Here is a 22,975-nt window from a genome sequence, read left to right as displayed (position 1 = left end):
ATGCCAAGCAAGGCCCAACGCTATGGCAGAAAATTGTTCGGCAATTGTGTTGGTGAGGTCAGCGTATGTCCAATTGGGTAAAACGCTTTTGGGCGTGTGCCCGTACTGCGGCCACGGACAAATATTTTGCACTTACCCTATACATTGTGGCGTAGTCGACCGTAACGGAAGTTGTTTAGCCTTGATAAAGGAACTCTTCGTCAAATCTCACTTTCTTGGGGAAGTGACCCCCTTTTTGAAAGACCAAACTGGAACATGTTTGAACGCTACAAGCATCATACGACGTGCGTGTAAATCCAAATCCAATGTATGCGATGCATCTTTCAAATAGCACCAATTCAACTCACGCGGGGTCTAGCGAGAAGATGTTCCATACCTGTTGGCTCGCACATCTTTGCCTGGCCATTTTCCTGAGGAAAAACTTCTTGCCAAAATGGCTGTCCACACAGGAGAGAAGATCGGCTCCAGCATCCGGGTAACCAATTGCGCCAAAGCTGCAATGCAAACTGATCCGATCAAAGTCGCTGCGAACATAGACATGTTTGACCAGCGTTCATCCGATGCCCCTTGGCCGAAACGTTGGACAACGGCCAGAACAAACGGATGAAACAGGTAAATAAACAGCGTCAAGCTGGCCAAGTAGGCCACTCCGGTCGCCAGGGCCGGTTTCAGATAAACTTTGAACCCAAAGAGAATTCCGATCGACCCAATCGAAATGAACATAAGAGCCAGTGGCGCGGCATCGCGCCAATGTGTGGCCAAAAGAGCCACGACAACAAAGGACAAGACAATTTTGCTGTCTTTTGTCTGGGCGTAGAACAAACACCACCCCAGTGCAGCAAGTTGGAAGGCTCCGACCGTGTGCCGCAACCTGTGCGCTGCTTCAATTTCCATTACCCCTGCATATTCAAACGCAAGAGAGGCGCAAATCAGAATAACCGCCCCGGCTGCAAGTGGAGAGCCCGCAACCCACCTGCGCACCTTTGGGATCAGGAAGGGCAGGCAGGCAAGGGCCACAACTTGCACCAAAGCGGAAATGTACCAGTAGAAATGGATTTTTGTGCCGTTGTTTCTGGTTTCATCGTAATTCCCGAACAACAACCACCAGTCAGCCTTTACTGGTGTCAAGGCGAAGTGCACAAGTATCAGGATCAGGTAATACCAAAGAAGCACCTTACCCATGGATCGCAAGGCGACGCGCAAAACGTCGCCCTTGAACAAAGACTCGCTCTGGAATCTGGCGATGGAATAGCCGCTGAGGACAAGCAGAAAATAGGCGCCACCGCCCAGATAAAACTGGGTCGAATGATTGGCCAATATCACACAAATGGCTGCGACCCTGAACACCATTTCCATCGGCACCGCGCGCGAGGGCTGAATGTCCTTGGGGGTCTCATTGCTTTCGAGTGCAACCAGGTCTGCAAGCGGTCTTCTTTCCCACCCTTCCGGAACATCGTGTCCCTTACTGCTCAGAAACAGCTCAACCTCGAGATAGGAAAGGCTGTCACCGCCGTAATCGCTGAAGGATTTCGACAGGTCGATGTATTCGACCCGCAAGGCATGTTTCAAGACCGACAGGAAATCGTCAGTGCTCGTATCGGAAGAAGCCTCAATTTTTTCGGCCTGTGTCCGAAGTGCACGGTAATCGATCTTGCCGGATGGCAATGTCGGCGCCTGGTCCAGATACTCAATCTTGACCTGATTGGTTCCAAGCTTGAACCTGTCCCTCAGGCGAACCTCAAGCGAGGGCTCCGATTGGGATCCAATCACAAAGACCGCCAGCAAATCGTCTGTTCCACTGCAATACGCAGCAATCTGATCCGATCTGAGATACGCCTCGACATCATCAAGGTTGATGCGCAGCCCGTTGGGCTTGATGAATCTGGACTTGCGGCCAACGATTCTGAAAAAGCCGTCCTTGGTCCTTTCGGCGATATCGCCGGTTCTCAGTTCGGACAATTCATGCCCGTGTCCAAGGTCTCTTCGACTGGTCGCATAGCCCATCATGACGTTCGGGCCCCGATAAACCAGTTCGCCGGCTGTATTGGTCGCGGAAATCACGCTTTGGTCTTCGGCTACGATCGTAAGCTCACCGCCGGGGATGGCCTGACCGATCGTGTCGATTTCATCTGGGGCCGCTCCGAGTGGGACATACGATATTCGAGGCGATGCCTCGGTCTGCCCGTACATCGGGATAAAGCCCCAGCCCTCACGAACCGATAACGATCTGAAGGAACGCGCGAGGTCCTGCGGCAGCTTGCCCCCGGCTTGTAAGATCAGGCGCAAGCTGGGCAGTTTTGTGTTGGTGAAGCCCGACTTTTCCAACAGTTCAATCTGCAGCGGCACCAGAGGCAGAACAGAGACGTCAAAGCGCCGTGCCAAATTCCAGAACTCATCCGCTGTCGTTGGATGGTCGGTCAGTATGCACGTCCCGCCCGCAGCCAGTTGTGTGTTCAGCACCGACATGCCGTATGAGTAAAACCAGGGCAAAGAGGTTATCGCAACATCCTCATCGGTCAGCGACAAATACGTGACAATGGACCAGGTATTCGAAGCGATATTCCGGTCTGAAAGGCGAACCAGTTTGGCCGAGCCGGTTGTTCCCGATGTCGACAACAGAATCCGAAGCTCGGGCGACATCTCGGCCTGCAGGCTCGAACCAACTTGCGTATTGAGTTTGCCGTCGCGGTGAGAAACCGTCAGGTTTGGCTCGAATGCGCGCTGTATGCTATCCCGCGCCGATGGGCGATTGGGCTCTGTCAGTATGATTGGCCAGTTTTGCCGCAAAGCGCCAAGATAGGCGACGACAGCCATAGGGTGGTTTGATGCTTCCAGCGAAACGATCGGGCGTTCTGTTCCACAAACTTTTTTCGCATCGACCGCCCATTTGTCGGCCTGTTCTGCCAAATCGAGATAGGTCATCGAACCGGAACAGTGAATCAGGGCGATTTTGTCTCCGAACGTCTCAAGGGTTTCCCAAAAGAACAGCTCGTGCCAATCTTCGTTCATTAAATTAGAGCCTTGTAATCACGTAAGAAATTTGAACCACATCACATACAAGCGGTTTGTGCTTTGCTATGCCACAACTTCGTATCTGAGCGTTTGTGTTGGGTTCAATGAGATGTCACAGCTATGTGCAGAAAGTGTGGCAATTTGGATGTTTTGCTCTGAGTGCTGCGGTTTTTTAGTTTCTGCTGTGCGTATCAAGACTTTGGATTTGATACTGAGCGCAATCGTCCACGCGGATAGCTGCACGGAGTCTCGCTTCTTGAGAGAAGACCAGTTCGTCGCAACGTGGAAACGGCTTCTGGCTCACAACAAAACATACAGCTAATTGAACTTGGACAAAGTTGTGTCGTGGCCACCATCTGGGGGAGGAAGGAGTAGGGGTGTTGAACCTGCGGCCCCGGATCACCTCTGTTGACATGGCTGCAGGCTTCAAGATCACGTGCACTGCGAAGAGGGGCTAGGTCCCGCCTGGCGTTCGTGCGTCGGACGGTATTGCCGGGGCTTTGGTTCCTCTTGTCTAGAATCTGAAGATGTTTACCAATGGGGCCGTCATACCGATTGGAGGCCTGTCCATCCACCGGTTGAAGGGGTGAATTGCTATGACAGCTGCATATGACTTTATCATCGTTGGCGGTGGATCGGCCGGCTGTGCGCTGGCCGCGCGGTTGTCAGAAAACCCGGATGTGCGCGTTCTGTTGCTGGAGGCGGGCGGCAGCGACCAGCATCCGTTTTATCATTTGCCCGCAGGTTTTGCGAAGATGACCAAGGGGATCGGGTCCTGGGGTTGGGAAACGGTCCCGCAAAGATACATGCAGAACCGGGTGTTCAACTATACGCAGGCTAAGGTCATTGGCGGTGGATCAGCCATTAACGCACAGATCTACACACGCGGCAATGCACAGGACTATGACGAATGGCGTCAGATGGGGTGCGAGGGTTGGTCTTATGACGATGTCCTGCCTTTTTTCCGCAGGGCCGAGGACAACGACACCTACAACAACAAATACCACGGGCAAGGCGGACCACTTGGCGTCTCGCAGCCCTCGGCTCCACTGCCGATTTGCGAGGCGTATTTTGAGGCCGCCGGGCAGCTGGGTATTCCCAGGAATGAGGATATCAACGGCGAAAAGCAGGATGGCGTCTGCTTCTATCAACTGAATCAGAAACATGCGCGCCGGTCCTCGGCGGCGATGGCCTATCTTGCGCCGATCCGGGGGCGCGGAAACCTGACCCGCAGGTTGGGGACGCAGGTCGCCCGGATTGTGGTGGAAAATGGGGTTGCCAGAGGCGTGCTGTTGATGGACGGAACAACCCTGCACGCGGACAAAGAGGTGATCCTTTCCAGCGGTGCCATTGGTACACCGCGTCTGCTGCAACTGTCAGGGATCGGTCCGGCGGATCATCTGCGCGGATTGGGGATCGACGTGGTACTGGATCAGGCCAATGTCGGCGAGAACCTTCAGGATCATCTGGACCTCTATTGTATCGCCGAAGTGACCGGCCCACATACCTATGACCGGTACACCAAGCCGCATTTGAGCTTGATTGCAGGTCTTCAATACCTGCTGACACGCACAGGCCCGGTGGCATCCAGCCTGTTTGAAACCGGTGGCTTCTGGTACGCAGACCCCGACGCGCGCTCGCCAGATATCCAGTTTCATCTGGGGCTGGGCACAGGCATCGAAAAAGGGGTTGAGGCAATGCCCAACGGCGGCGTCACTCTTAACTCTTGCTACTTGCGGCCACGGTCCCGCGGCACCGTACGTCTAAAAAGCGCTGACCCGGGCAAAGCGCCGCTCCTGGATCCCAATTATCTGCAAGATCCACAAGACCGAGAGATGTCGATCCGGGGGTTGAAACTGACACAAGAGATCCTCTCGCAAAGCGCGTTGGCCCCGTACGTCAAAGCCATCCGTTTGCCGGGGCCAGACGTCAAGACGGATGAGGAATACTTCAACCACATCTGCGAACACTCCAAAACCTCGCACCATTGCGCGGGAACCTGCCGAATGGGTGCGGATGAGGGTGCCGTTGTCGACCCTCGCCTGCGATTCAATGGGATCGAACGTCTGCGCGTGGTCGATAACTCGATCATGCCGACGGTTGTATCATCCAACACCAATGCTGCGGCGATCATGATCGGCGAAAAGGCCAGCGACATGATCCGCGAAGATCATTCTTTCTGAGGATAGTTAAGCAGTTTTGGACCCATACCCGAACTGCCGGAGATTATGCAGTGTGGAGTGATCCGCATGTTCATCTGCCGGAGCTATCAAACAACGAGGGATCGTTGCGTCTATCGGCCATTCGGCAGAATTGAGGCCAAAAAAGAGTGCGTTGCGAAATTTGTCACTGACTGTAGAAACCTCGCGTCCTGCCGTTCGTTGGGGCATTTATCCCCCGCAACGCCATGCTCACTGAGCTTTCGTAAAATGGTGCTGTGAAGGTCGATGATGACCGACAGAATGTGTGATGGTAGGAGTGTGACCAAGACTGGTTCGAATGTGTCTGGCATTAAACGGCAGGCTTCGCCTCGTCCGAAAATACCAACGTCCTGAAAACACTCAGGCCTTACAAATTAATCGATCCAGCATCTGGAATTTACGTTCGACAAACCTGAGAAACCGGTTCGAAGAAGCCGACATGACGCGATCGCGAAGTGTAAGGCAGCCCAAGTGTCTATCAGGGTCACCGATCTTAATTGGAAGTGAGGTCAGGGTATTCTGGCGCTGCATCATGAACACGACAGAAAACGGCAGCACAGTAAGCGAGTCCGAGCCTGTCAGAACATTGGCGACCGCGCTCAGTGATCCCCCGGTGAAGCTGATTTTGAGATCGCGAACTCCAATGCCGTCCAATGTGTTCCTCAAGTCCCGAAACAGCGGGCTGTTCGCTGGTGGTGCTATCCAGGAATATTCGGTGATGTCGTCCAGCTTGACTTCTTTTTTGCGCGCCAAGGGGTGGCCAGCACGGCAGGCGATGACATTGCGGCCCGGTAGAATCTGACGAAACTCGAATTCGTCAGCCACGTCTGCCGGACGAATTGGCAGGATTGCCACATCCAGAGTTTCACCAGAAAGCTGGGACAAAAGTTCGGCTGGATATCCGTAAGACTGATCAATCCTGATATTGGGATGATCGGCCTGAAACTCTGCAATCACACTTGAGATCACACCGTCCATAAAGATCGGAGTTCCGGCGACACGGACCGCGCCCGCCAAACCCTGACGGTATTCCTCTACCAGACGGCTGGCAATACGACCTGCATCCAAAATGCGACGACCTTCCTGCGCCAGTGCAAGCCCCAACTCGGTTGGTTGCAGCGGTCTGCGCGTCGGCAGGAAGAGCGGTTCTCCCACCCGCTCTTCCAGTAAAGACACGCTTCTGGATACGCTCGGTTGGGATTTTCCAAGTAAAACAGCGCCCTCTGTCAAACCGCCCGCTTCGACAATGGCGGCGAGAATTTCCAGGTGTCTTGGGTCCAGCTTCATAACCCGAAGTTATATTGAGCGTAGAGAATTCGATCAAGCGCGCATTCTTGGCCTGCTAGCGTCGCACCAACCCGCAATTTCACGCAGGACAGGAACCCGTCCCATGGCCCCCAACATAACCAGCATCAACGGACAGAAAGTCCAGTTTGGGCAGGGGGTACGCAATGCAATTTGCACTGAGCTGGCCGAGCTTGGGTCTGACAAGACGCTGGTACTTTCGACGCCGCAACAAGCGGACATGGCGATGGAACTGGCAACCACGATCGGTGATCGTGCGGCGGGTGTCTTTACCCGCGCTTCAATGCACACCCCGGTCGACGTGACCGCCGAAGCTGTCGAACATGCACAGTCCGTTCAAGCCGATAGCATCGTTTCCATCGGAGGTGGCTCGACCATTGGGTTGGGAAAAGCGATAGCACTGCGCACGGGGCTACCACAGATCGCCATTCCGACCACATATGCCGGCAGTGAGGCTACTCCGATCCTGGGTCAGACCGAAGGTGGTATCAAGACCACAGTCACGGACCGGACGGTTCTGCCGCGGGTCATTCTGTACGATCCCGAACTTGTGGCGTCATTGCCACCCGCAATGACTGTGACCAGCGCTTTGAACGCAATGGCTCATGCCGCCGAGGCGCTGTATGCCAAGGACCGAACAGCGCAGACCACAGAATTGGCTATCGACGGCCTGAGGGCGTTTGCAGAGGGTCTTCCAACCGTTGTCGAAAACCTCAACGACCTGCAAGCCAGAGAAGAAACGCTGCGTGGCGCATGGGCCTGCGGCACAGTGCTTGGCCTGGTCGGAATGGCGCTGCATCACAAGCTGTGCCACACGCTGGGTGGGTCCTTCAACCTGCCGCACGCGGAAACCCATGCGATCGTTCTGCCTCACGCAATCGCCTATAACGCAGAGGGTGAGCCAGACCTTCTAACCCCTGTCTCGCAGGCTCTGGGAGGCACCGAACCGGGGCAGGCGCTTTGGGATTTCGCTAAGAAAATGGGCGCACCGATGGCTTTGAAAGACCTTGGGCTTGCCGAGGCCGATCTGGATCGCGCCACCAAAATCGCACTCAAGAACCCGTATTGGAATCCGCGTCCCGTCACGGCTGACGGGCTGCGGGTGCTTCTGCAAAACGCTTGGGCGGGCACCGCCCCAAGCGTTTGAGTTCACCGTGTCAAGGGAGGGACACATGATCACACGTCGCAAATTGCTGCAATCCAGCGCCGCAACAGGCCTCGGGCTGGCCGCCGGCGCGCTCGCCGCACCCGCCATCGCGCAGGGAGCGAAGATCAAGCTGGGCTATGTCAGCCCGCAATCTGGCCCGCTGGCCGCGTTTTCCGAGGCAGACAAGTATATTCTGGACAACTTCGCCGCATCCGAGGCCGGCGCGAATTTCGAAGTTATCGTCAAGGACAGCCAGTCCAACCCGAACAGGGCAGCAGACGTCGCGGGTGAGTTGATCGTGGATGATGAGATCGACCTGATGTTGGTCGCCTCGACCCCCGAAACAACCAACCCTGTTGCGGCCACCTGCGAGGCCGAAGAACTGCCCTGCATCTCGACCGTTGCCCCGTGGCAGCCGTGGTTCATCGGCCAGCAAGGCAACCCGGGCGATCCAGCCAGTTGGGAGCCATTCTACTACGCCTATCATTTCTTCTGGGGGCTAGAGGATGTGATCTCAGTCTTCACCGCGATGTGGAACCAGCTGGAGACCAACAAACAGGTCGGCGCTTTGTTCCCGAATGACGGCGACGGCAACGCCTGGGGTGATCCCAATGTCGGCTTCCCTCCGGTTCTGTCCGAGTTGGGGTATTCTCTGACAGATCCCGGCCGGTACCAGAACCTGACCGACGATTTCTCGGCCCAGATCAACGCGTTCCGGCAGGCGAATGTTGAAATCGTCACCGGCGTTCCCATCCCGCCTGATTTCACAACGTTCTGGAGCCAGGCCAAGCAGCAAGGCTTTAACCCGAAAGCCGCAAGTATTGGCAAAGCCATCCTGTTTCCGCAAGCAGTCGAAGCCTTGGGCAATGCCGGAAACAACCTGAGCTCCGAAGTTTGGTGGTCGCCGACGCATCCCTTCTCATCGTCGCTGACTGGCGCAAGCTCGGCTGAATTGGCGCAAGGGTACATGGCCGCCACAAGTCGCCAGTGGACCCAACCCATCGGCTTTGTGCATGCGCTGTTTGAAATGGCTGCCAACGTCATGGGACGTGTGGATGACGCGGGTGACGGGGATGCAGTCGCCGAAGCAATTGCGGCCACTCAACTGGATTCAATTGTCGGCCGGATCGCCTTTGATGGGGCGGGCCTGCCGCCCTTTGCGGCACAGAACGTGGCAAAAACGCCTTTGGTCGGTGGGCAATGGCGGCTGCTCGACAATGGAAGCTATGACCTTGTGATCGTCGACAACTCTTCTGCGCCCGAGATTCCCACAGCGGGCGTGATGGAAGAAATCTCCTGATCGCAATGAAACCAGAGCCCCGGACCCAAGTCCGGGGCAGGAACACCGGTATGACCATTCTTTCGCTCAAAAACGTCTCCAAAAGCTTCGGAGCCCTGACCGTTACGGACGATGTCAGCTTTGACGTCGAACAGGGGCAAGCCCTTGGGATTATTGGTCCGAATGGGGCTGGAAAGTCGACTTTGTTCAATCTGATTACCGGCAACCTGACCTCTGATACTGGATCAATCCATTTCGACGGGGCTGACGTGACGCGCGTGCCATCCATGCAGCGATGCCTGTCGGGCATAGGTCGTTCGTTCCAGATCCCGCAGCCATTTGATCACCTGACGGTGTTCGAAAACCTGCTGGTGGCGGCGACGCACGGTCAGAGCAAATCTGAACAGGAGGTCGAACAGGCTTGTGCCCAAATTCTGGAGCAAACGGAATTGCTGGACGTGGCGAATGACCCGGCCAGCGGCTTGCGTTTGCTGCAACGTAAGCGGCTGGAGTTGGCCCGCGCAATGGCGACGAACCCTAAGCTGCTGTTGCTTGATGAAATCGCTGGAGGCCTGACTGACGCGGAATGCACCGCCCTGATCAACACGATCAAGGGGCTACACAGCAGTGGCGTGACGATCATCTGGATCGAACACGTCCTGCATGCGCTCACTTCGGTCGTTGAACGGCTGCTGGTTCTGGATTTCGGCAAGGTCATCGGTCTGGGTGACCCGGACGAGATCATGAACAGCCGGGAAGTCAAAGAAATCTATCTGGGGATCGAAGTCTGATGAGCCTGCTGGAAACCCACGCGCTGACCGCCCATTATGGCGATTTCCAAGCCCTGTTCGAGGTGGATATCAACCTGGACGAAGGCGAAACCGTTGCGATCATCGGCGCGAACGGCGCCGGGAAATCGACCCTCATGCGCTCGATCTCGGGTGTTCTGACCAACGGGTCTGATCAGGTGCGCTTTGACGGGCAACCCATCGGCGATCTGCCCGCAGATGAGATCATGGCGCGCGGGGCGGCAATGGTGCCTGAAGGGCGTCGCCTGTTTCCTTCCCTAAGCGTCGAGGAAAACTTGCTGATCGGCACCTATGGCCGAAAGGTATCGGGTCATTGGTCTTTGCAAACAATCTACGACCTGTTCCCGATCCTGAAAGAGCGCCGCAACCACCCGGGCACAGCCCTGTCTGGCGGGCAACAGCAGATGGTGGCCATTGGCCGCGCCCTGATGAGCAATCCGCGCGTTCTGTTGTGTGATGAGATCAGCCTTGGTCTCGCACCTGTGGTCATAAAGGACATCTACGACGCAGTCCCTCGCATTCAGGAGGCCGGAGCCAGCCTGATCGTGGTGGAGCAGGACATTGGCCAGGCGATGAAAGTCGCAGACCGCGTCTATTGCATGATGGAAGGCCGCGTCACGCTGGAAGGCACCGCAGACACGCTCAGCCGTGAGGCCATACACGACGCCTATTTCGGAGGGGCCGCGGCATGATCTGGATCGACACCATCATTCAGGGCGTGCTGCTGGGCGGGCTCTATGCGCTGTTCGCCGCAGGTCTGAGCCTTGTGTTCGGGATTATGCGGCTGGTCAATCTGGCCCACGGGGATCTGATCGTCTTTGCCGCGTATCTGATCCTTCTGCTGGTCTCACTGCTTGGGCTTTCTCCGTTCCTGGCAGCGACCATTGCCGCACCGATCATGTTTGGCGTCGGCTGGGCCTTGCAGAGACATGTGCTGAACCGCGTGCTGGGACCTGATATCCTACCGCCTTTGCTTGTGACATTCGGTCTGTCGGTCGTCTTGCAGAATGCTCTGCTCGAAGGGTTCTCAGCCGATAGCCAACGTTTGCCAGCGGGTGAGATCGCTACGGCTTCCGTTCAAATGGGCGCGCTGAACCTCGGCGTTCTGCCGCTGCTGACCTTTGCATCGGCAATCCTTGTCATCATCGGTCTGAACCAGCTTTTCTATCGCACGGAATTGGGGCGGGCGTTCCGCGCGACCTCGGACGATGCGGTGACAGCGGGTCTGATGGGTATCCGTCCAGAACGTATCTTCGCCACTGCGACCGCCATCGCAATGCTCGTGGTCACGTTGGCGGCGCTTTATCTTGGAATGCGGGCCAACTTTGACCCAAATATTGGTCCTGCGCGCCTGATCTACGCTTTTGAGGCCGTGATCATTGGTGGCCTCGGCAGCCTGTGGGGCACGCTGATCGGGGGCATCATCATCGGCGTCGCTCAGACTGTCGGGGCTGCAATCAACCCCGAATGGCAAATCCTGGCTGGCCACCTGGCGTTTCTTGTCGTGCTTCTGATCAAACCCAGAGGCCTGTTTCCAAGGGCGGTGGACTGATGACAGATACTTCGATGTACCGCGTCCAGACTCAGACTCGCGCATCTTACAGTGCCGGAGCTGTCTGTATCGCTCTGATCATCCTGTTCATTCTGCTGCCGACATTTGCCAGCCGAGGATTGATTCAAGACCTGTTCTTCATCTTCACCATGCTTGTACTGGCGCAGTTCTGGAACCTGCTGGCGGGGTATGGCGGGCTTGTGTCCGTCGGCCAGCAAGCGTTCGTTGGCATGGGGGCATACGCCATGTTCGGAGGTGTCATCCTGTGGGGTATAGACCCGGTTCCCGCGATCCTGCTGGGCGGCGTTGCAGCCCTGATTGTCGCCATACCCACAGCCTTCTTCGCCTTCCGCCTGCAAGGGGCCTATTTCGCCATCGGCACATGGGTCATCGCCGAGGTCATGCGCCTGCTGGTGGCGCAATGGAAAGTGCTCGGCGGTGGCACCGGAACCTCTCTGCCGCGCACGGCTACGCGTGAGATGTGGGCGACCGAATGGATTCAGACGACGTTTGACGTTCGCGGTGCGGCCGCGCGGGATATTCTGACGTACTGGCTGGCCTTGGCGCTGGTGATCGCAACAATCGCAAGTATCTACTGGCTGCTCAGAACAAAACGTGGGCTGGCACTGGCTGCTGTCCGAGACAACGTTGAAGCCGCGAAATCCGTCGGTGTGGATGCGGTGCGGATGAAATGGCTGGTCTATCTTGTCTCAGCCGCAGGAACCGGGCTGACGGGTGCGCTGATCTACGTTCAGAAGCTGCGGATTTCGCCTGATGCCGCGTTCTCGGTCACCGACTGGACGGCTTATGTGATCTTCATCGTCGTGATCGGAGGCATCGGCACCATCGAAGGCCCGATCCTGGGCGTGCTGATCTTCTTCATCCTGCAAAGCCTGCTGGCCGACTACGGCTCCTGGTATCTCATGGTGCTCGGGCTGATCGGCATCGCCGTCATGCTCTTCGCACCGCGCGGCATCTGGGGGCTGATCTCTGAGAAGACCGGACTTCAAATATTCCCCGTGCGCCGTCGTCTGGTGATTGGCGCGCAGTTGAACAAGGAGGATTGATCCATGAAAACACTCGCATTGACGGTCGCAGTCACAGCTTTGGGAACTGGCGCATTTGCTGGCAGTTCACTGCCGGGAATGACAGGTACAGACCACGTGGGGTTTACAGTCCCGAGCGTCGATGAGGCCGTTACCTTCTTTCAGGACGTGATCGGCTGCAATGTGTTCTACCCGCTCGGTCCGTTCTCGGGCGGCGACAGCACATGGATGGCAGACCATCTGAACGTGGACGCCAAGGCCGAGATCCCGACGATGCGGCTGGTGCGCTGCGGCAATGGCGCCAATTTCGAGATCTTCGAATACACCGCACCCGATCAGGATACGAAACTGCCGCGCAACTCGGATATCGGCGGGCATCACATCGCGTTTTACACCACCGATATGGAAGGTGCCGTCAGCTATTTGCAGGACAAGGGTATTCAGGTCCTCGGCAACCCGACCACCATGACCGACGGCCCAAGCGCCGGTGAAACATGGGTCTATTTCCTCGCCCCCTGGGGCATGCAGTTGGAACTGGTCAGCTACCCGGACGGCAAAGCCTATGAGACCGAATATGACGGGCGCCTCTGGGACCCACGGTCCTGAGAAATTCAAAGAACAAGGGAGAGAGTTTATGGCCACCATCACAACGGATGTCCTGATCATCGGGACCGGACCGGCGGGGTCTGCAACGGCGGCTTTGCTGTCGAGCTATGGCGTCGAGAACATGGTCATCAACCGCTATCGCTGGCTGGCCAATACACCGCGCGCGCATATCACCAATCAACGGACCATGGAGGTGTTGCGCGACCTTGGTCACGAGGTCGAAGCCGAGGCCTATATGCACGCCGCGCATCAGGATTTGATGGGTGAAAACGTGTTCTGCGAAAGCCTCGCCGGTGAGGAAATTGGACGGATGAAAAGCTGGGGCAATCATCCGCTTTCCAAGGCCGAACACCTGCTGTCCAGCCCGACCATGATGAACGATTTGCCTCAGACTTTCATGGAGCCGATCCTGTTCGGCACGGCCTGTCGCCGTGGGACTCAAGCGCGGATGAGCACCGAATACCTGCGTCATGAGCAAGACGCAGATGGTGTGACGACGATCTGTTTGGATCGTTTGTCGGGCGAAGAAATCACGATCCGATCGAAATACCTGGTCGGCGCGGACGGGGGTAATTCTCTGGTCGCCGAACATGTCGGTCTGCCGTTCGAAGGTCAGATGGGTGTCGGCGGGTCCATGAATATCCTGTTCCGTGCGGACCTCAGTAAATACGTCGCGCATCGGCCATCGGTCCTTTATTGGGTGATGCAGCCCGGTGCGAATGTGGGTGGCATCGGCATGGGTCTGGTCCGCATGGTCCGCCCGTGGAACGAATGGCTCATCGTTTGGGGCTATGACATCAACCAACCTGCGCCCGAAGTTGACGCGGCCATGGCCACACAGGTTGCGCGCCAGCTTGTTGGCGACCCCGAGCTTGAGATCGAACTGATCAGCGCCAACACCTGGACCGTCAACAATATGTACGCGACCCATATGCAAAAGGATCGCGTGTTCATCATGGGCGACGCCGCGCATCGCCATCCGCCGTCGAACGGGCTGGGGTCAAATACTTCGATACAAGACAGCTTTAACCTCGCCTGGAAACTGGCAGCTGTCCTGAAAGGTCATGCGGGTGAGAGCTTGCTGGACAGCTACAGCGAGGAACGCGCGCCTGTCGCAAAACAGATCGTCACGCGCGCGAACCAGTCGATTGGCGAGTTCGGACCGATCTTTGAATCGCTGGGAATGGCTGAAGGCGTTGACCCGCAGGTCATGCAAAGCAACCTTGAGGCTCGCACAGGCTCAACACCGGAAGCTGCGGCACAAAGACAGGCCATTCGCGAGGCGATTGCCTTCAAGAAGTACGAGTTCGATGCACATGGCGTTGAAATGAACCAACGCTACGACTCCTGCGCGATTGAAACGGATGGTCAACCCAATCCCGGTTTTGATCAGGATGCTGAGCTGCACTACCAGCCCACGACTTGGCCGGGTGCTCGAATTCCACATGTCTGGGTTTTCGATCACAATACGGGCAACAAACATTCGACGCTGGACTTGTGCGGTCGCGGAGAATTCACACTGCTTACGGGAATCGGAGGCGAGGCTTGGGTAACCGCAGCCGAGGCTGTGTCTCGGGAACTGGGAATGCCCATTCGCTGTCACGTCATCGGCCCGCGCCAGACCTATGTCGACCACACCGGGGATTGGGCGCGGGCGTCGGAGGTTTCGGATACGGGCTGTTTGTTGGTCCGCCCTGATCAACACGTGGCATGGCGCTCAGCAAATATGGCTGCGGATGCCGAAGCCGAACTGCGACGCGCGCTGACCACAGTACTTTCGCGATGAGCCAATCTGGAGCAAGCTTATACAAGTCAGGAGGCCAAAATGCACGCGCATGAGAAGGGATACTTCACCGAGGAAAACTCTTCCGAGGTCGTCACCGCACGGAACAAAAATGCTGAAAGCGAACGCCTGAAGCAGGTGATGGAAGTCATCACGCGCAAGCTCCATGAAGCAGTGAAGGAAATCGAACCAACGCAGCAGGAATGGTTCGAAGCCATCATGTTCCTGACCAAGGTGGGGCACATGTGTGACGACTGGCGGCAGGAATACATTCTTCTGTCCGATGTTCTGGGCGTGTCGATGTTGGTGGATGCGGTGAATTCTCGTCGCCCAACCGGAGCTTCCGAGAACACCGTGCTGGGCCCTTTCCACGTAGGAGGTGCCCCGGAATACAAGATGGGCCACAACATTTGCCTCGACCAAAAGGGTGAGGACATGGTGGTGCGGGGTCGTGTTACGGATGTGGAAGGCAACCCGTTGGAAGGTGTCAAGATTGATGTCTGGCAAGCCAATGATGACGGGTTTTACGACGTACAGCAGAAAGGCATTCAGCCTGATTTCAACCTGCGCGGCGTCTTCACGACCGGTGCTGATGGAGCCTATTGGTTCCGTGCGGTGCGGCCAAAGAACTATCCGATCCCGGATGATGGGCCGGTGGGCGATCTGTTGAAGCGTCTTGGTCGACACCCGTACCGACCAGCACACTTACACTATATCGTTTCAAAAGACGGCTACGACGACCTGACCACGCATATCTTCGATCCCGATGACCAATATATCAACTCGGATGCGGTATTTGGCGTCAAAGAAAGCCTGATCGCCGAATTCAACCAGGTCGATGATCCGGCGCGATCTGCGGAAGTTGGCTTTGAAGGTCCGTATTGGGATGTCGAATTCGACTTTGTCCTCGCACCGAAAGAGGCCTGAAATGTCCGACCCCTGCATCATTTGCGTTGCAATAACCGGGTCCTTGCCAACCAAGGCCATTAACCCGGCTGTCCCCATAACGGTTGAAGAACAAGTCGAAAGCACACAGGCAGCTTTTGAGGCAGGGGCATCCATCTGCCATGCCCATGTTCGAAATGATGACGAGACACCGTCAAGCGACCCGGAAAAGTTCGCAAGGTTGAAAGAGGGGCTTGAGAAACACTGCCCCGGTATGATCATCCAGTTTTCGACAGGCGGGCGTTCAGGGGCAGGCAAGACGCGCGGAGGCATGTTGCCGCTGCGGCCGGATATGGCCTCTTTATCCGTGGGGTCGAACAACTTTCCGACACGCGTTTATGAAAACCCACCCGATCTGGTCGACTGGCTGGCCGACGAGATGAACAACTACGGCGTCAAGCCAGAGATAGAAGCCTTTGATTTGAGTCACATCCTGAAGGCCGCAGAAATGCATCAGAAAGGGCAAATTAAAGAAACGCCCTATGTCCAATTCGTTATGGGGGTGAAAAACGCGATGCCGGCCGATCGCGAAGTCTTTGACTTTTATGTCAAAACAGTTAACCGGCTGTTCCCGGAGGCACCTTGGTGTGCCGCTGGGATTGGAGCGAACCAAATTGTCCTGAATGATTGGGCAATTTCCTCCGGAGGCCACGCCCGGACAGGTTTGGAGGATAACGTTCGTTTGGACGGTAAAACACTAGCTCCATCAAATGCGGCTCTGGTGAAACGCACTGTAGAAATTTGCACCCAATTTAACCGCCCGGTCGCCACCCCAGCTCAAGCGCGAGAAATACTTGGGTTGGCGCCAATCTAAACTCTGGATCTTGTCAGAAAGACATGGCCGGAGCCGGTTTTCTGCGCTTCGGGAAGAAGTTTCTGCGCTGCCAAAAAAGCTTGTTGGAGAGGGTTTGATTACTGCCTGTTCTTGGCTCAATCGGTCAGATCTTTTCGTCCTGATTTCTCGACAGCTGGCACGTCAAGGGACCGCGCTTTTTGATAGCGCGATCCATAGAAATTGCTGAAACCACTGCGTTTTCAAAGACTGTCTTAGCTCTGTCGCGCAGCATTCGGTCGATCACGCCGCAGCGATCTGACGCGCCTTTTCAACCATCACTTCGGCCTGCCGGATCGAGGCATAATCAATCAGACGCCCATCCAGCGAGACCGCGCCTTTGCCTGCGGTTTCAGCCTCGGCCATCGCAACGAGGATACGCTGCGCCTTGGTGACTTCGGCGTCACTGGGCGACATAACGTCGTTCGCCAGCGCGATTTGACTGGGGTGGATTGCCCATTTGCCCTCGCAACCCAGAACGGCAGCCCGCTTGGCGGCGGCCTTATAGCCCTCGGGGTCCTGGAAATCACCGAACGGGCCGTCAATCGGGCGCAAGCCATTGGCACGCGCGGCGACCACCATACGGGCCAGCGCATAGTGCCACATGTCCCCCCAATGGGTTGCGCGGGCCGCGTCGCCATCGGGGTCGGTCAAAACCGAATAGTCGGGGTTCACACCACCGATGATCGTGGTCCGCGCGCGGGTGGAGGCGGCATAGTCCGCCACGCCGAAATGCAGGCTCTCGTTGCGTTTCGAGGCGGCTGCGATTTCGCTGACATTCTGCATGCCCAGGGCGGTTTCGATGATGTGTTCGAACCCGATGCGTTTCTTGTGGCCCATCGCGTCTTCGATTTGGGTGACCATCATGTCGACGGTATAGACATCCGCAGCGGTGCCGACCTTGGGGATCATGATAAGGTCTAGCCGCTCACCGGCTTGTTCGACCACATCCACCACATCGCGATACATGTAGTGTGTATCCAGTCCGTTGATCCGCACCGACATGGTCTTGGTGCCCCAGTCGATATCGTTTAGGGCCTGAATGATGTTCTTGCGGGCCTGTTCTTTTTCATCCGGAGCGACCGCATCTTCGAGATCAAGGAAGATCACGTCGACATCCGATTTGGCGGCTTTTTCGAACATGCCTGGTTGGCTGCCCGGCACGGCGAGTTCGCTGCGGTTCAGGCGCGCGGGGGCCTGTTCGATGGCATAAAAGCTCATGAGTTTGGTCCTTTGAAGAAGGTGCGTCAAATCACGCGGTCACGGGGTGGGCGGCCTGCGAAAAAGTCGCCCAGATTATCCAGCACGCGAAAGCCCATGGCCTCGCGCGATTCCTTTGTGGCGCTGCCCAGATGCGGCAGCATCACCAGATTGTCGCATTGCAGCAGGTCCGGGTTGATGCGCGGCTCGCCGTCAAACACGTCCAGCGCGGCACCGCCGATCGTGTCAAACATAAGCGACTGCACCAAAGCGCGCTCGTCCACCACCTCACCGCGCGCGGTGTTGATCAGGAAGGCGTCGGGTTTCATCAGGTCCAGCCTGCGCCCATTGATCAGATGCCGGTTCGCGGCCCCGCCGGGGCAATGCAGCGAGACGAAATCGCACTGCGGCAGCAAAGCGTCCACCGTCTCGACCTGCGTGGCGTTGAACTGTTTCAGCACATTGGGCGACACGGCGCTGCGGTTCTGCACGAGGATCTTCATGCCGAATCCGTGATGAGCGCGGCGGGCCATTTCCTGACCGATGCGGCCAAAGCCGATGATGCCCAGCGTCTTGCCGCTGACCTTGGTGCCCACCAGATGGGTCGGACGCCAGCCGGTCCAGCCACCTGCACGCAGCTCGCGTTCCCCTTCGCCCGCGCGACGGGCGGCCATCAGCAACAGCGTCATGGCCAGATCGGCGGTGCATTCGGACAAAACATCCGGCGTATTGGTGACGGTCATGCCCAGATCACGCGCCGCTGGTTCACAGATATGGCTGTAGCCGACACCGTAATTGGCCAGAATTCTGGTCTGCGCGGCGGGTACGTCCAGCGCCTCGGCACTGAGCGTGTCGGTGACGGTGGGCAGAACCGCGTCGTATGTCTTCAACGCGTCGCGGAGTTCAGCCGGAGACAATGGCTTGTCCCCGGTGTTCAGTACAGTGTTATAGTTCTCGGCCAGTTGCGCCTCGACGGCGGCAGGCCAGCGACGGGTGACAAGGACCGAAGGTTTGACCATCACGCAGCCTTTCCCATGACACGGGCGATAGTTTCGCCGATCACTGCAGGGTTTTCGGCCACGGTCACACCCGCTGCCGACAGGATTTCCACCTTCTCGCTGGCGCTTTCACCAAAGGCCGAGATGATCGCACCCGCATGGCCCATGGTCCGGCCCTTGGGCGCGGTCAGACCCGCGACATAGGCCACGACGGGCTTGGTGACGTGATCGCGTATGTATTCAGCCGCCTCGGCTTCCTGAGGACCACCGATCTCGCCAATCATGGCGATGACCTCAGTGTCTTCGTCCTGTTCGAACCGCTCAAGGATATCGCGGAAGGATGAACCATTGATCGGATCGCCGCCGATACCGACGCTGGTCGAGACACCGATACCACGCTCTTTTAGCTGCGCCGCGGCCTCATAGCCCAACGTGCCCGAACGTCCGATGATGCCCACATTGCCCGGCAGATAGATATGACCCGGCATGATCCCCAACAGCGCCTTGCCGGGGCTGATGGTTCCGGCGCAATTCGGGCCGGTCAGCACCATGCGCTTATCCTTGGGATAGCGGTACATGTAGCGTTTCACGCGGATCATGTCCTGCGCGGGGATGCCGTCGGTGATGCAGACGCAGTAACGGATGCCCGCATCTGCGGCCTCCATGATCGAATCTGCCGCAAACGGGGGCGGCACAAAAACAAGGCTGGCATCGGCTCCGGTGGCCTCGACCGCCTGTTTCACGGTGTCAAATACCGGCACGCCTTCGACGGTTTCACCACCCTTGCCGGGGACAACGCCGCCGACGACATTGGTGCCGTATTGCACCATGTCCTTGGTGTGCAGGCGCGCCATGCGTCCGGTGATACCCTGAACGATCACGCGGGTGTCTCGGTCCAGAAGAATGCTCATTACACGGCCCTCATCTTGGTGTTTTGGGACAGATCGTTGCGCCATGCGCCCACGGCGCGTTCGGCGGCTTCCATCAGAGTTGTCGCGCGGATGATCGGCAGACCCGATTTGGCCAGAATTTTTTGGCCTTCCTCGACATTGGTGCCCGCCAGGCGCACGATGACCGGCAGGTCAATCTCCAACTCGCGCAGCGCTTGAACAACGCCCTCGGCCACCCAGTCACAGCGGTTGATACCCGCAAAGATGTTAACCAGCACGGCCTGAACATTGTCATCTGACAGCACCAGACGGAACGCCTTGGCCACCCGCTCGGGCGAGGCCCCGCCGCCGATATCCAGAAAGTTGGCAGGCTCGCCCCCGGCCAGCTTGATCGTGTCCATCGTCGCCATCGCCAGACCGGCCCCGTTCACGATGCAACCGATATTGCCGTCCAGACCGACATAAGACAGACCGCGATCTGCCGCGCGGCTTTCGCGCGGGTCTTCCTGGCTTTTGTCGCGCAATTCGGCCACCTGGGGGTGGCGGAACAGAGCATTGTCGTCAAAACTCATCTTCGCGTCCAGCGCCAGCACCCGGTCGTCACCAGTGATGACCAGCGGGTTGATCTCGACCATGGTCGCGTCCAACTCGCTGAACGCGGCATAGCAGCCCTGCAAAGTTCGGACCATGTGCTGGATCAGGCGTGGTTCCAGCCCAAGATCAAAGGCAATTTCACGGGCCTGGAATTCCTGCAGACCGACCGCCGGTTCAACAATGGATCGCACAATACTGTCGGGACGCTCGGCCGAGATATCCTCGATCTCCATCCCGCCTTCCGAGGAAGCCACGATCATGATGCGCTGGCTGGAGCGGTCCAGCACGAAGCCCAGATAAATCTCGCGATCAATCGGCACGGCAGCTTCCACATAGACGCGATAGATGCCCTTGCCCTCAGGCCCGGTCTGATGCGTCACCAGCTTGCGTCCGAACATCTCGTCACAGGCCGCGCTGATCTCGCTTTCCGAGTTGCACAGTTTCACGCCACCAGCCTTGCCGCGACCACCTGCGTGGACCTGCGCCTTTACAACCCATTTGTCGCCACCCATTTCGCGGGCGCGATAGGCGGCCTGTTCGGGGCTGTAAGCCAAGGCACCTGCGGGCACATCGACCCCGAACTTCGAAAGAAGCTCTTTCGCCTGATATTCATGGATATCCATCTGCATTCCCTCCCGTTTATGCAGCGATAGATGTGCCGTAGCGGCTTTCCAGCAGCGCTTCGATGGCTTCGAAATCGACCGAGCCGCCCATTTCACGGATCGCCTCGGCAAACAGTCGGATAATGCGGCTGATCGACTGGTGGTTCAGCTGGTTCAGAATGCCGATGCGGACCTGAACCGGGGCGCTGAGCGTTGGCCAGATGCCAAAGCCACGGGCGCGGCAGTTCTGCACCAGTTCCATCTCGCGCCCAGCTAGTTCTGCGGGCAGGTTCAGCACCACAAGGCTGGGCATGTCCGAGGTGACCTGGCAGCCCATCGCGGTGACGGCATCGCGGAGAACAGCCTCGTGCGTGCGGTAGGAATGCGCGCGCTTGGCCAACCCTTCCTGCAGGGTCAGGCGCAGCGATTCATGGAAAGCGGCGACGGCATAGCCGGAATGGGTGCGATGATAGGTGCCTTTTTCTACGTCTTGCCCGTCAACGACACCCCAGTGGCGGGCCTCGAAGATCGGGTTGTGGACATAGGTATAGGCGCCCGAGGTTTTTAGTGCGTCGATGTAAGCGTCGGTGAAGCTGACCGGGGCGTAAGTCAGCGGCAGGCAGCACAGGCCTTTCTGCGGGCACGAGGCCCAACCGGCGACACCCGGATAGTCGTCAATGCGGAAGTCCGCGACACCCAGCGACGACACAGCGTCGATCAGACCCATCGCTCCGTGGCGTTCGCAAGCATCCGAAAAGCCCTGAATGTCGTTCACGCGGCCCGAGCCGGTTTCCCAATGCGCCATGAAGGCCCATTTGGGTTTGTGCCGCGCCAAAACCTCATCAACCATCTCACCAGTAACCGGCTGGCCATGAGGGACTTCGATCACGGTCACGCTGGCGGCTTGTGGGTCCAGTGGGCTCGCGGCATGTTCTTCTGGCGTTGCCGCCTTGATCCGCAACGTCAGCGCGTCGATGCCCGAGAAAGTGCCGTTGGTGAAGGCCACAACCTTGTCACCGGGCATGACGGCCGAGAACATGGTGTCCAGCCCGCTCCAGCCCGTTCCGGCCACGGCAAAGGTATAGGTGTTGTCCGTGCCCCAGATCTGCCGCAGCATATGCTTGCATTCGATCATGCCGCGCAGAACATCGCCATGCATGTGGTCGGCGACACCGGCGCTGGCAAAGGCTTTCAACACGCGGGCGTCGGTGTTGCCCGGCCCCGGGCCAGCTGCCAGCGTCTCGGGGATGTCGAGCGTGGGGTAGATCTGAAACGTCATGTGTTCCTCCTGTGAGTCGGGGATGTCCAATCCCGCCGATCGCGTTGACGTGAGGAAAACCGAAACTTGCGTCCGGGCGCAACGTAACTTACTACAGCTTTGGCATATCTAGTTCGGCGGGTGATTTCCTACCCGAATGGGTAAAAATACGAAAGTATACCAATAAAGAACCCGCCCGAACGGGTAGGTTTGGGCAAAATCAGACAGGAAAACAATGTCCGACATATCTCAGCGCCCCATCGATGTCATGCTGGCCAACAACAACCCGCTGGTGCTGTCTGCCATGTCCGAGATTTTCGAACGCGACCCGCGATTCTCTTTGGTGGCGACATCGTCTACTGCCGAGGGGTTTCTGGGCACGGTCATGCGGGTGCCGGTTCAGGTCGGAATTGTATCATGGGAATTGCCCGCCTTGGGCGCAGCCAAATTGATCGAGGTCTTGCGAGAACAGGCCAACGCACCACGCTTTGTGGTCTATGGGGATGAGGCCGGAGATGTTCCGCGACAAGCCATGCAGGCTGGGGCGGCAGGGTTCGCGCCACGCTCGGGCGAGGTCGAAGGCTTGCTGGAAACCTGTGTGGACGTCGCGAAAGGCAAAATGGTCTTCCCTTTCATCGACGTGCGCAAAATGCAGCAGAACCCGCTGCAAACTCTGTCGCGCAAAGAGCTTGCAATCCTCGAGTCGCTCGCCACGGGCATGTCGAACCTGGAATTGTCGAAAGAGTTAAATATCTCGACCAACACGGTGAAGTTCCATCTTTCGAACATCTACGAAAAGCTATCGGTCAGAAATCGCGCGCAGGCGATTGCATTCTTTTACGCGTCCAAGGCCGAGAACGGATAGGTTTGAGGACCTAAGGAGGCCATGGCGGGCCTTCTCAGCCGCTCCGACATC

19 protein-coding genes are annotated in these 22,975 nt (G+C 57.5%); 12 read left to right on the top strand and 7 right to left on the bottom strand.

Going from position 1 to position 22,975, the window contains the following annotated elements:
- Positions 1-354: 354 nt before the first annotated feature.
- A complete protein-coding gene (locus tag ACRZ9X_RS20575; protein ID WP_480521947.1) occupies positions 355-3,009 on the bottom strand; it encodes an AMP-binding protein in 2,655 nt (884 codons plus the stop codon).
- 599 nt (positions 3,010-3,608) lie between these two features.
- Here ACRZ9X_RS20575 and ACRZ9X_RS20570 point away from each other — a divergent pair.
- A complete protein-coding gene (locus ACRZ9X_RS20570; RefSeq protein ID WP_480521946.1) occupies positions 3,609-5,195 on the top strand; it encodes a GMC family oxidoreductase in 1,587 nt (528 codons plus the stop codon).
- 378 nt (positions 5,196-5,573) lie between these two features.
- Here the strand turns inward: ACRZ9X_RS20570 and ACRZ9X_RS20565 are convergent, their stop codons facing one another.
- Entirely contained in the window at positions 5,574-6,500 is a 927-nt protein-coding gene (locus tag ACRZ9X_RS20565) for a LysR family transcriptional regulator (protein ID WP_480521945.1), read from the bottom strand.
- 103 nt (positions 6,501-6,603) lie between these two features.
- Between ACRZ9X_RS20565 and ACRZ9X_RS20560 the strand changes: the two genes are divergently transcribed.
- Genes ACRZ9X_RS20560 through ACRZ9X_RS20515 form a run of 10 tightly spaced genes read left to right on the top strand, consistent with a single transcriptional unit; the run spans position 6,604 to position 16,499 of the window.
- Entirely contained in the window at positions 6,604-7,665 is a 1,062-nt protein-coding gene (locus ACRZ9X_RS20560) for a maleylacetate reductase (protein WP_480521944.1), read from the top strand.
- 25 nt (positions 7,666-7,690) lie between these two features.
- Positions 7,691-8,965, top strand: coding sequence for an ABC transporter substrate-binding protein (locus ACRZ9X_RS20555; RefSeq protein WP_480521943.1), 1,275 nt, complete (start codon positions 7,691-7,693; stop codon positions 8,963-8,965).
- A gap of 50 nt (positions 8,966-9,015) precedes the next feature.
- Positions 9,016-9,735, top strand: coding sequence for an ABC transporter ATP-binding protein (locus ACRZ9X_RS20550; RefSeq protein ID WP_480521942.1), 720 nt, complete (start codon positions 9,016-9,018; stop codon positions 9,733-9,735).
- Entirely contained in the window at positions 9,735-10,445 is a 711-nt protein-coding gene (locus ACRZ9X_RS20545; protein ID WP_480521941.1) for an ABC transporter ATP-binding protein, read from the top strand. The genes ACRZ9X_RS20550 and ACRZ9X_RS20545 overlap by 1 nt, the downstream gene beginning before the upstream one ends.
- Positions 10,442-11,305, top strand: coding sequence for a branched-chain amino acid ABC transporter permease (locus tag ACRZ9X_RS20540; RefSeq protein WP_480521940.1), 864 nt, complete (start codon positions 10,442-10,444; stop codon positions 11,303-11,305). The genes ACRZ9X_RS20545 and ACRZ9X_RS20540 overlap by 4 nt, the downstream gene beginning before the upstream one ends.
- Entirely contained in the window at positions 11,305-12,372 is a 1,068-nt protein-coding gene (locus ACRZ9X_RS20535) for a branched-chain amino acid ABC transporter permease (RefSeq protein ID WP_480521939.1), read from the top strand. The genes ACRZ9X_RS20540 and ACRZ9X_RS20535 overlap by 1 nt, the downstream gene beginning before the upstream one ends.
- 3 nt (positions 12,373-12,375) lie before the next feature.
- Positions 12,376-12,957: a VOC family protein gene (locus ACRZ9X_RS20530; RefSeq protein WP_480521938.1), complete on the top strand. Its 582-nt coding sequence runs from the start codon at positions 12,376-12,378 to the stop codon at positions 12,955-12,957.
- A gap of 28 nt (positions 12,958-12,985) precedes the next feature.
- The gene (locus ACRZ9X_RS20525) at positions 12,986-14,743 is read left to right on the top strand and encodes an FAD-dependent oxidoreductase (protein ID WP_480521937.1); all 1,758 of its coding nucleotides are present in this window, start codon (positions 12,986-12,988) and stop codon (positions 14,741-14,743) included.
- A 39-nt stretch (positions 14,744-14,782) separates the two neighbouring features.
- Positions 14,783-15,667 carry an intradiol ring-cleavage dioxygenase gene (locus ACRZ9X_RS20520; protein WP_480521936.1) on the top strand — a complete coding sequence of 295 codons (885 nt, stop codon included), beginning with the start codon at positions 14,783-14,785 and terminating at the stop codon, positions 15,665-15,667.
- Position 15,668: 1 nt separating this feature from the next.
- Positions 15,669-16,499 carry a 3-oxoadipate:acetyl-CoA acetyltransferase gene (locus tag ACRZ9X_RS20515; RefSeq protein ID WP_480521935.1) on the top strand — a complete coding sequence of 277 codons (831 nt, stop codon included), beginning with the start codon at positions 15,669-15,671 and terminating at the stop codon, positions 16,497-16,499.
- A 261-nt stretch (positions 16,500-16,760) separates the two neighbouring features.
- Here the strand turns inward: ACRZ9X_RS20515 and ACRZ9X_RS20510 are convergent, their stop codons facing one another.
- Genes ACRZ9X_RS20510 through ACRZ9X_RS20490 form a run of 5 tightly spaced genes read right to left on the bottom strand, consistent with a single transcriptional unit; the run spans position 16,761 to position 22,080 of the window.
- Positions 16,761-17,738: an HpcH/HpaI aldolase/citrate lyase family protein gene (locus ACRZ9X_RS20510; protein ID WP_480521934.1), complete on the bottom strand. Its 978-nt coding sequence runs from the start codon at positions 17,736-17,738 to the stop codon at positions 16,761-16,763.
- A gap of 26 nt (positions 17,739-17,764) precedes the next feature.
- Positions 17,765-18,736 (bottom strand): 2-hydroxyacid dehydrogenase, encoded by a 972-nt coding sequence (locus tag ACRZ9X_RS20505; protein ID WP_480521996.1) that lies wholly within the window; start codon positions 18,734-18,736, stop codon positions 17,765-17,767.
- Positions 18,736-19,626 carry a succinate--CoA ligase subunit alpha gene (sucD, locus tag ACRZ9X_RS20500; protein WP_480521933.1) on the bottom strand — a complete coding sequence of 297 codons (891 nt, stop codon included), beginning with the start codon at positions 19,624-19,626 and terminating at the stop codon, positions 18,736-18,738. Before sucD ends, ACRZ9X_RS20505 begins: the two co-directional genes overlap by 1 nt.
- Positions 19,626-20,822: a malate--CoA ligase subunit beta gene (locus ACRZ9X_RS20495; RefSeq protein WP_480521932.1), complete on the bottom strand. Its 1,197-nt coding sequence runs from the start codon at positions 20,820-20,822 to the stop codon at positions 19,626-19,628. The genes sucD and ACRZ9X_RS20495 overlap by 1 nt, the downstream gene beginning before the upstream one ends.
- 16 nt (positions 20,823-20,838) lie before the next feature.
- Positions 20,839-22,080 carry a pyridoxal-phosphate-dependent aminotransferase family protein gene (locus tag ACRZ9X_RS20490; protein ID WP_480521931.1) on the bottom strand — a complete coding sequence of 414 codons (1,242 nt, stop codon included), beginning with the start codon at positions 22,078-22,080 and terminating at the stop codon, positions 20,839-20,841.
- A gap of 214 nt (positions 22,081-22,294) precedes the next feature.
- Here ACRZ9X_RS20490 and ACRZ9X_RS20485 point away from each other — a divergent pair, with 214 nt between their 5' ends.
- On the top strand, positions 22,295-22,924 hold the full coding sequence (locus ACRZ9X_RS20485; RefSeq protein WP_480521930.1) for a LuxR C-terminal-related transcriptional regulator: 630 nt from the start codon (positions 22,295-22,297) through the stop codon (positions 22,922-22,924).
- Positions 22,925-22,975: the final 51 nt, after the last annotated feature.

Source organism: Ruegeria sp. AL1, from assembly GCF_056540905.1.
This window is presented reverse-complemented; position numbering and strand designations above follow the sequence as displayed.

Coding starts and splice junctions, on each gene's coding strand:
- ACRZ9X_RS20545 (WP_480521941.1), top strand. CDS start 9,735: ATGAGCCTGCTGGAAACCCACGCGCTGACCGCCCATTATGGCGATTTC.
- ACRZ9X_RS20555 (WP_480521943.1), top strand. CDS start 7,691: ATGATCACACGTCGCAAATTGCTGCAATCCAGCGCCGCAACAGGCCTC.
- ACRZ9X_RS20535 (WP_480521939.1), top strand. CDS start 11,305: ATGACAGATACTTCGATGTACCGCGTCCAGACTCAGACTCGCGCATCT.
- ACRZ9X_RS20495 (WP_480521932.1), bottom strand. CDS start 20,822: ATGGATATCCATGAATATCAGGCGAAAGAGCTTCTTTCGAAGTTCGGG.
- ACRZ9X_RS20525 (WP_480521937.1), top strand. CDS start 12,986: ATGGCCACCATCACAACGGATGTCCTGATCATCGGGACCGGACCGGCG.
- ACRZ9X_RS20485 (WP_480521930.1), top strand. CDS start 22,295: ATGTCCGACATATCTCAGCGCCCCATCGATGTCATGCTGGCCAACAAC.
- ACRZ9X_RS20560 (WP_480521944.1), top strand. CDS start 6,604: ATGGCCCCCAACATAACCAGCATCAACGGACAGAAAGTCCAGTTTGGG.
- ACRZ9X_RS20570 (WP_480521946.1), top strand. CDS start 3,609: ATGACAGCTGCATATGACTTTATCATCGTTGGCGGTGGATCGGCCGGC.
- sucD (WP_480521933.1), bottom strand. CDS start 19,626: ATGAGCATTCTTCTGGACCGAGACACCCGCGTGATCGTTCAGGGTATC.
- ACRZ9X_RS20510 (WP_480521934.1), bottom strand. CDS start 17,738: ATGAGCTTTTATGCCATCGAACAGGCCCCCGCGCGCCTGAACCGCAGC.
- ACRZ9X_RS20490 (WP_480521931.1), bottom strand. CDS start 22,080: ATGACGTTTCAGATCTACCCCACGCTCGACATCCCCGAGACGCTGGCA.
- ACRZ9X_RS20520 (WP_480521936.1), top strand. CDS start 14,783: ATGCACGCGCATGAGAAGGGATACTTCACCGAGGAAAACTCTTCCGAG.
- ACRZ9X_RS20515 (WP_480521935.1), top strand. CDS start 15,669: ATGTCCGACCCCTGCATCATTTGCGTTGCAATAACCGGGTCCTTGCCA.
- ACRZ9X_RS20550 (WP_480521942.1), top strand. CDS start 9,016: ATGACCATTCTTTCGCTCAAAAACGTCTCCAAAAGCTTCGGAGCCCTG.
- ACRZ9X_RS20540 (WP_480521940.1), top strand. CDS start 10,442: ATGATCTGGATCGACACCATCATTCAGGGCGTGCTGCTGGGCGGGCTC.
- ACRZ9X_RS20505 (WP_480521996.1), bottom strand. CDS start 18,736: ATGGTCAAACCTTCGGTCCTTGTCACCCGTCGCTGGCCTGCCGCCGTC.
- ACRZ9X_RS20575 (WP_480521947.1), bottom strand. CDS start 3,009: ATGAACGAAGATTGGCACGAGCTGTTCTTTTGGGAAACCCTTGAGACG.
- ACRZ9X_RS20565 (WP_480521945.1), bottom strand. CDS start 6,500: ATGAAGCTGGACCCAAGACACCTGGAAATTCTCGCCGCCATTGTCGAA.
- ACRZ9X_RS20530 (WP_480521938.1), top strand. CDS start 12,376: ATGAAAACACTCGCATTGACGGTCGCAGTCACAGCTTTGGGAACTGGC.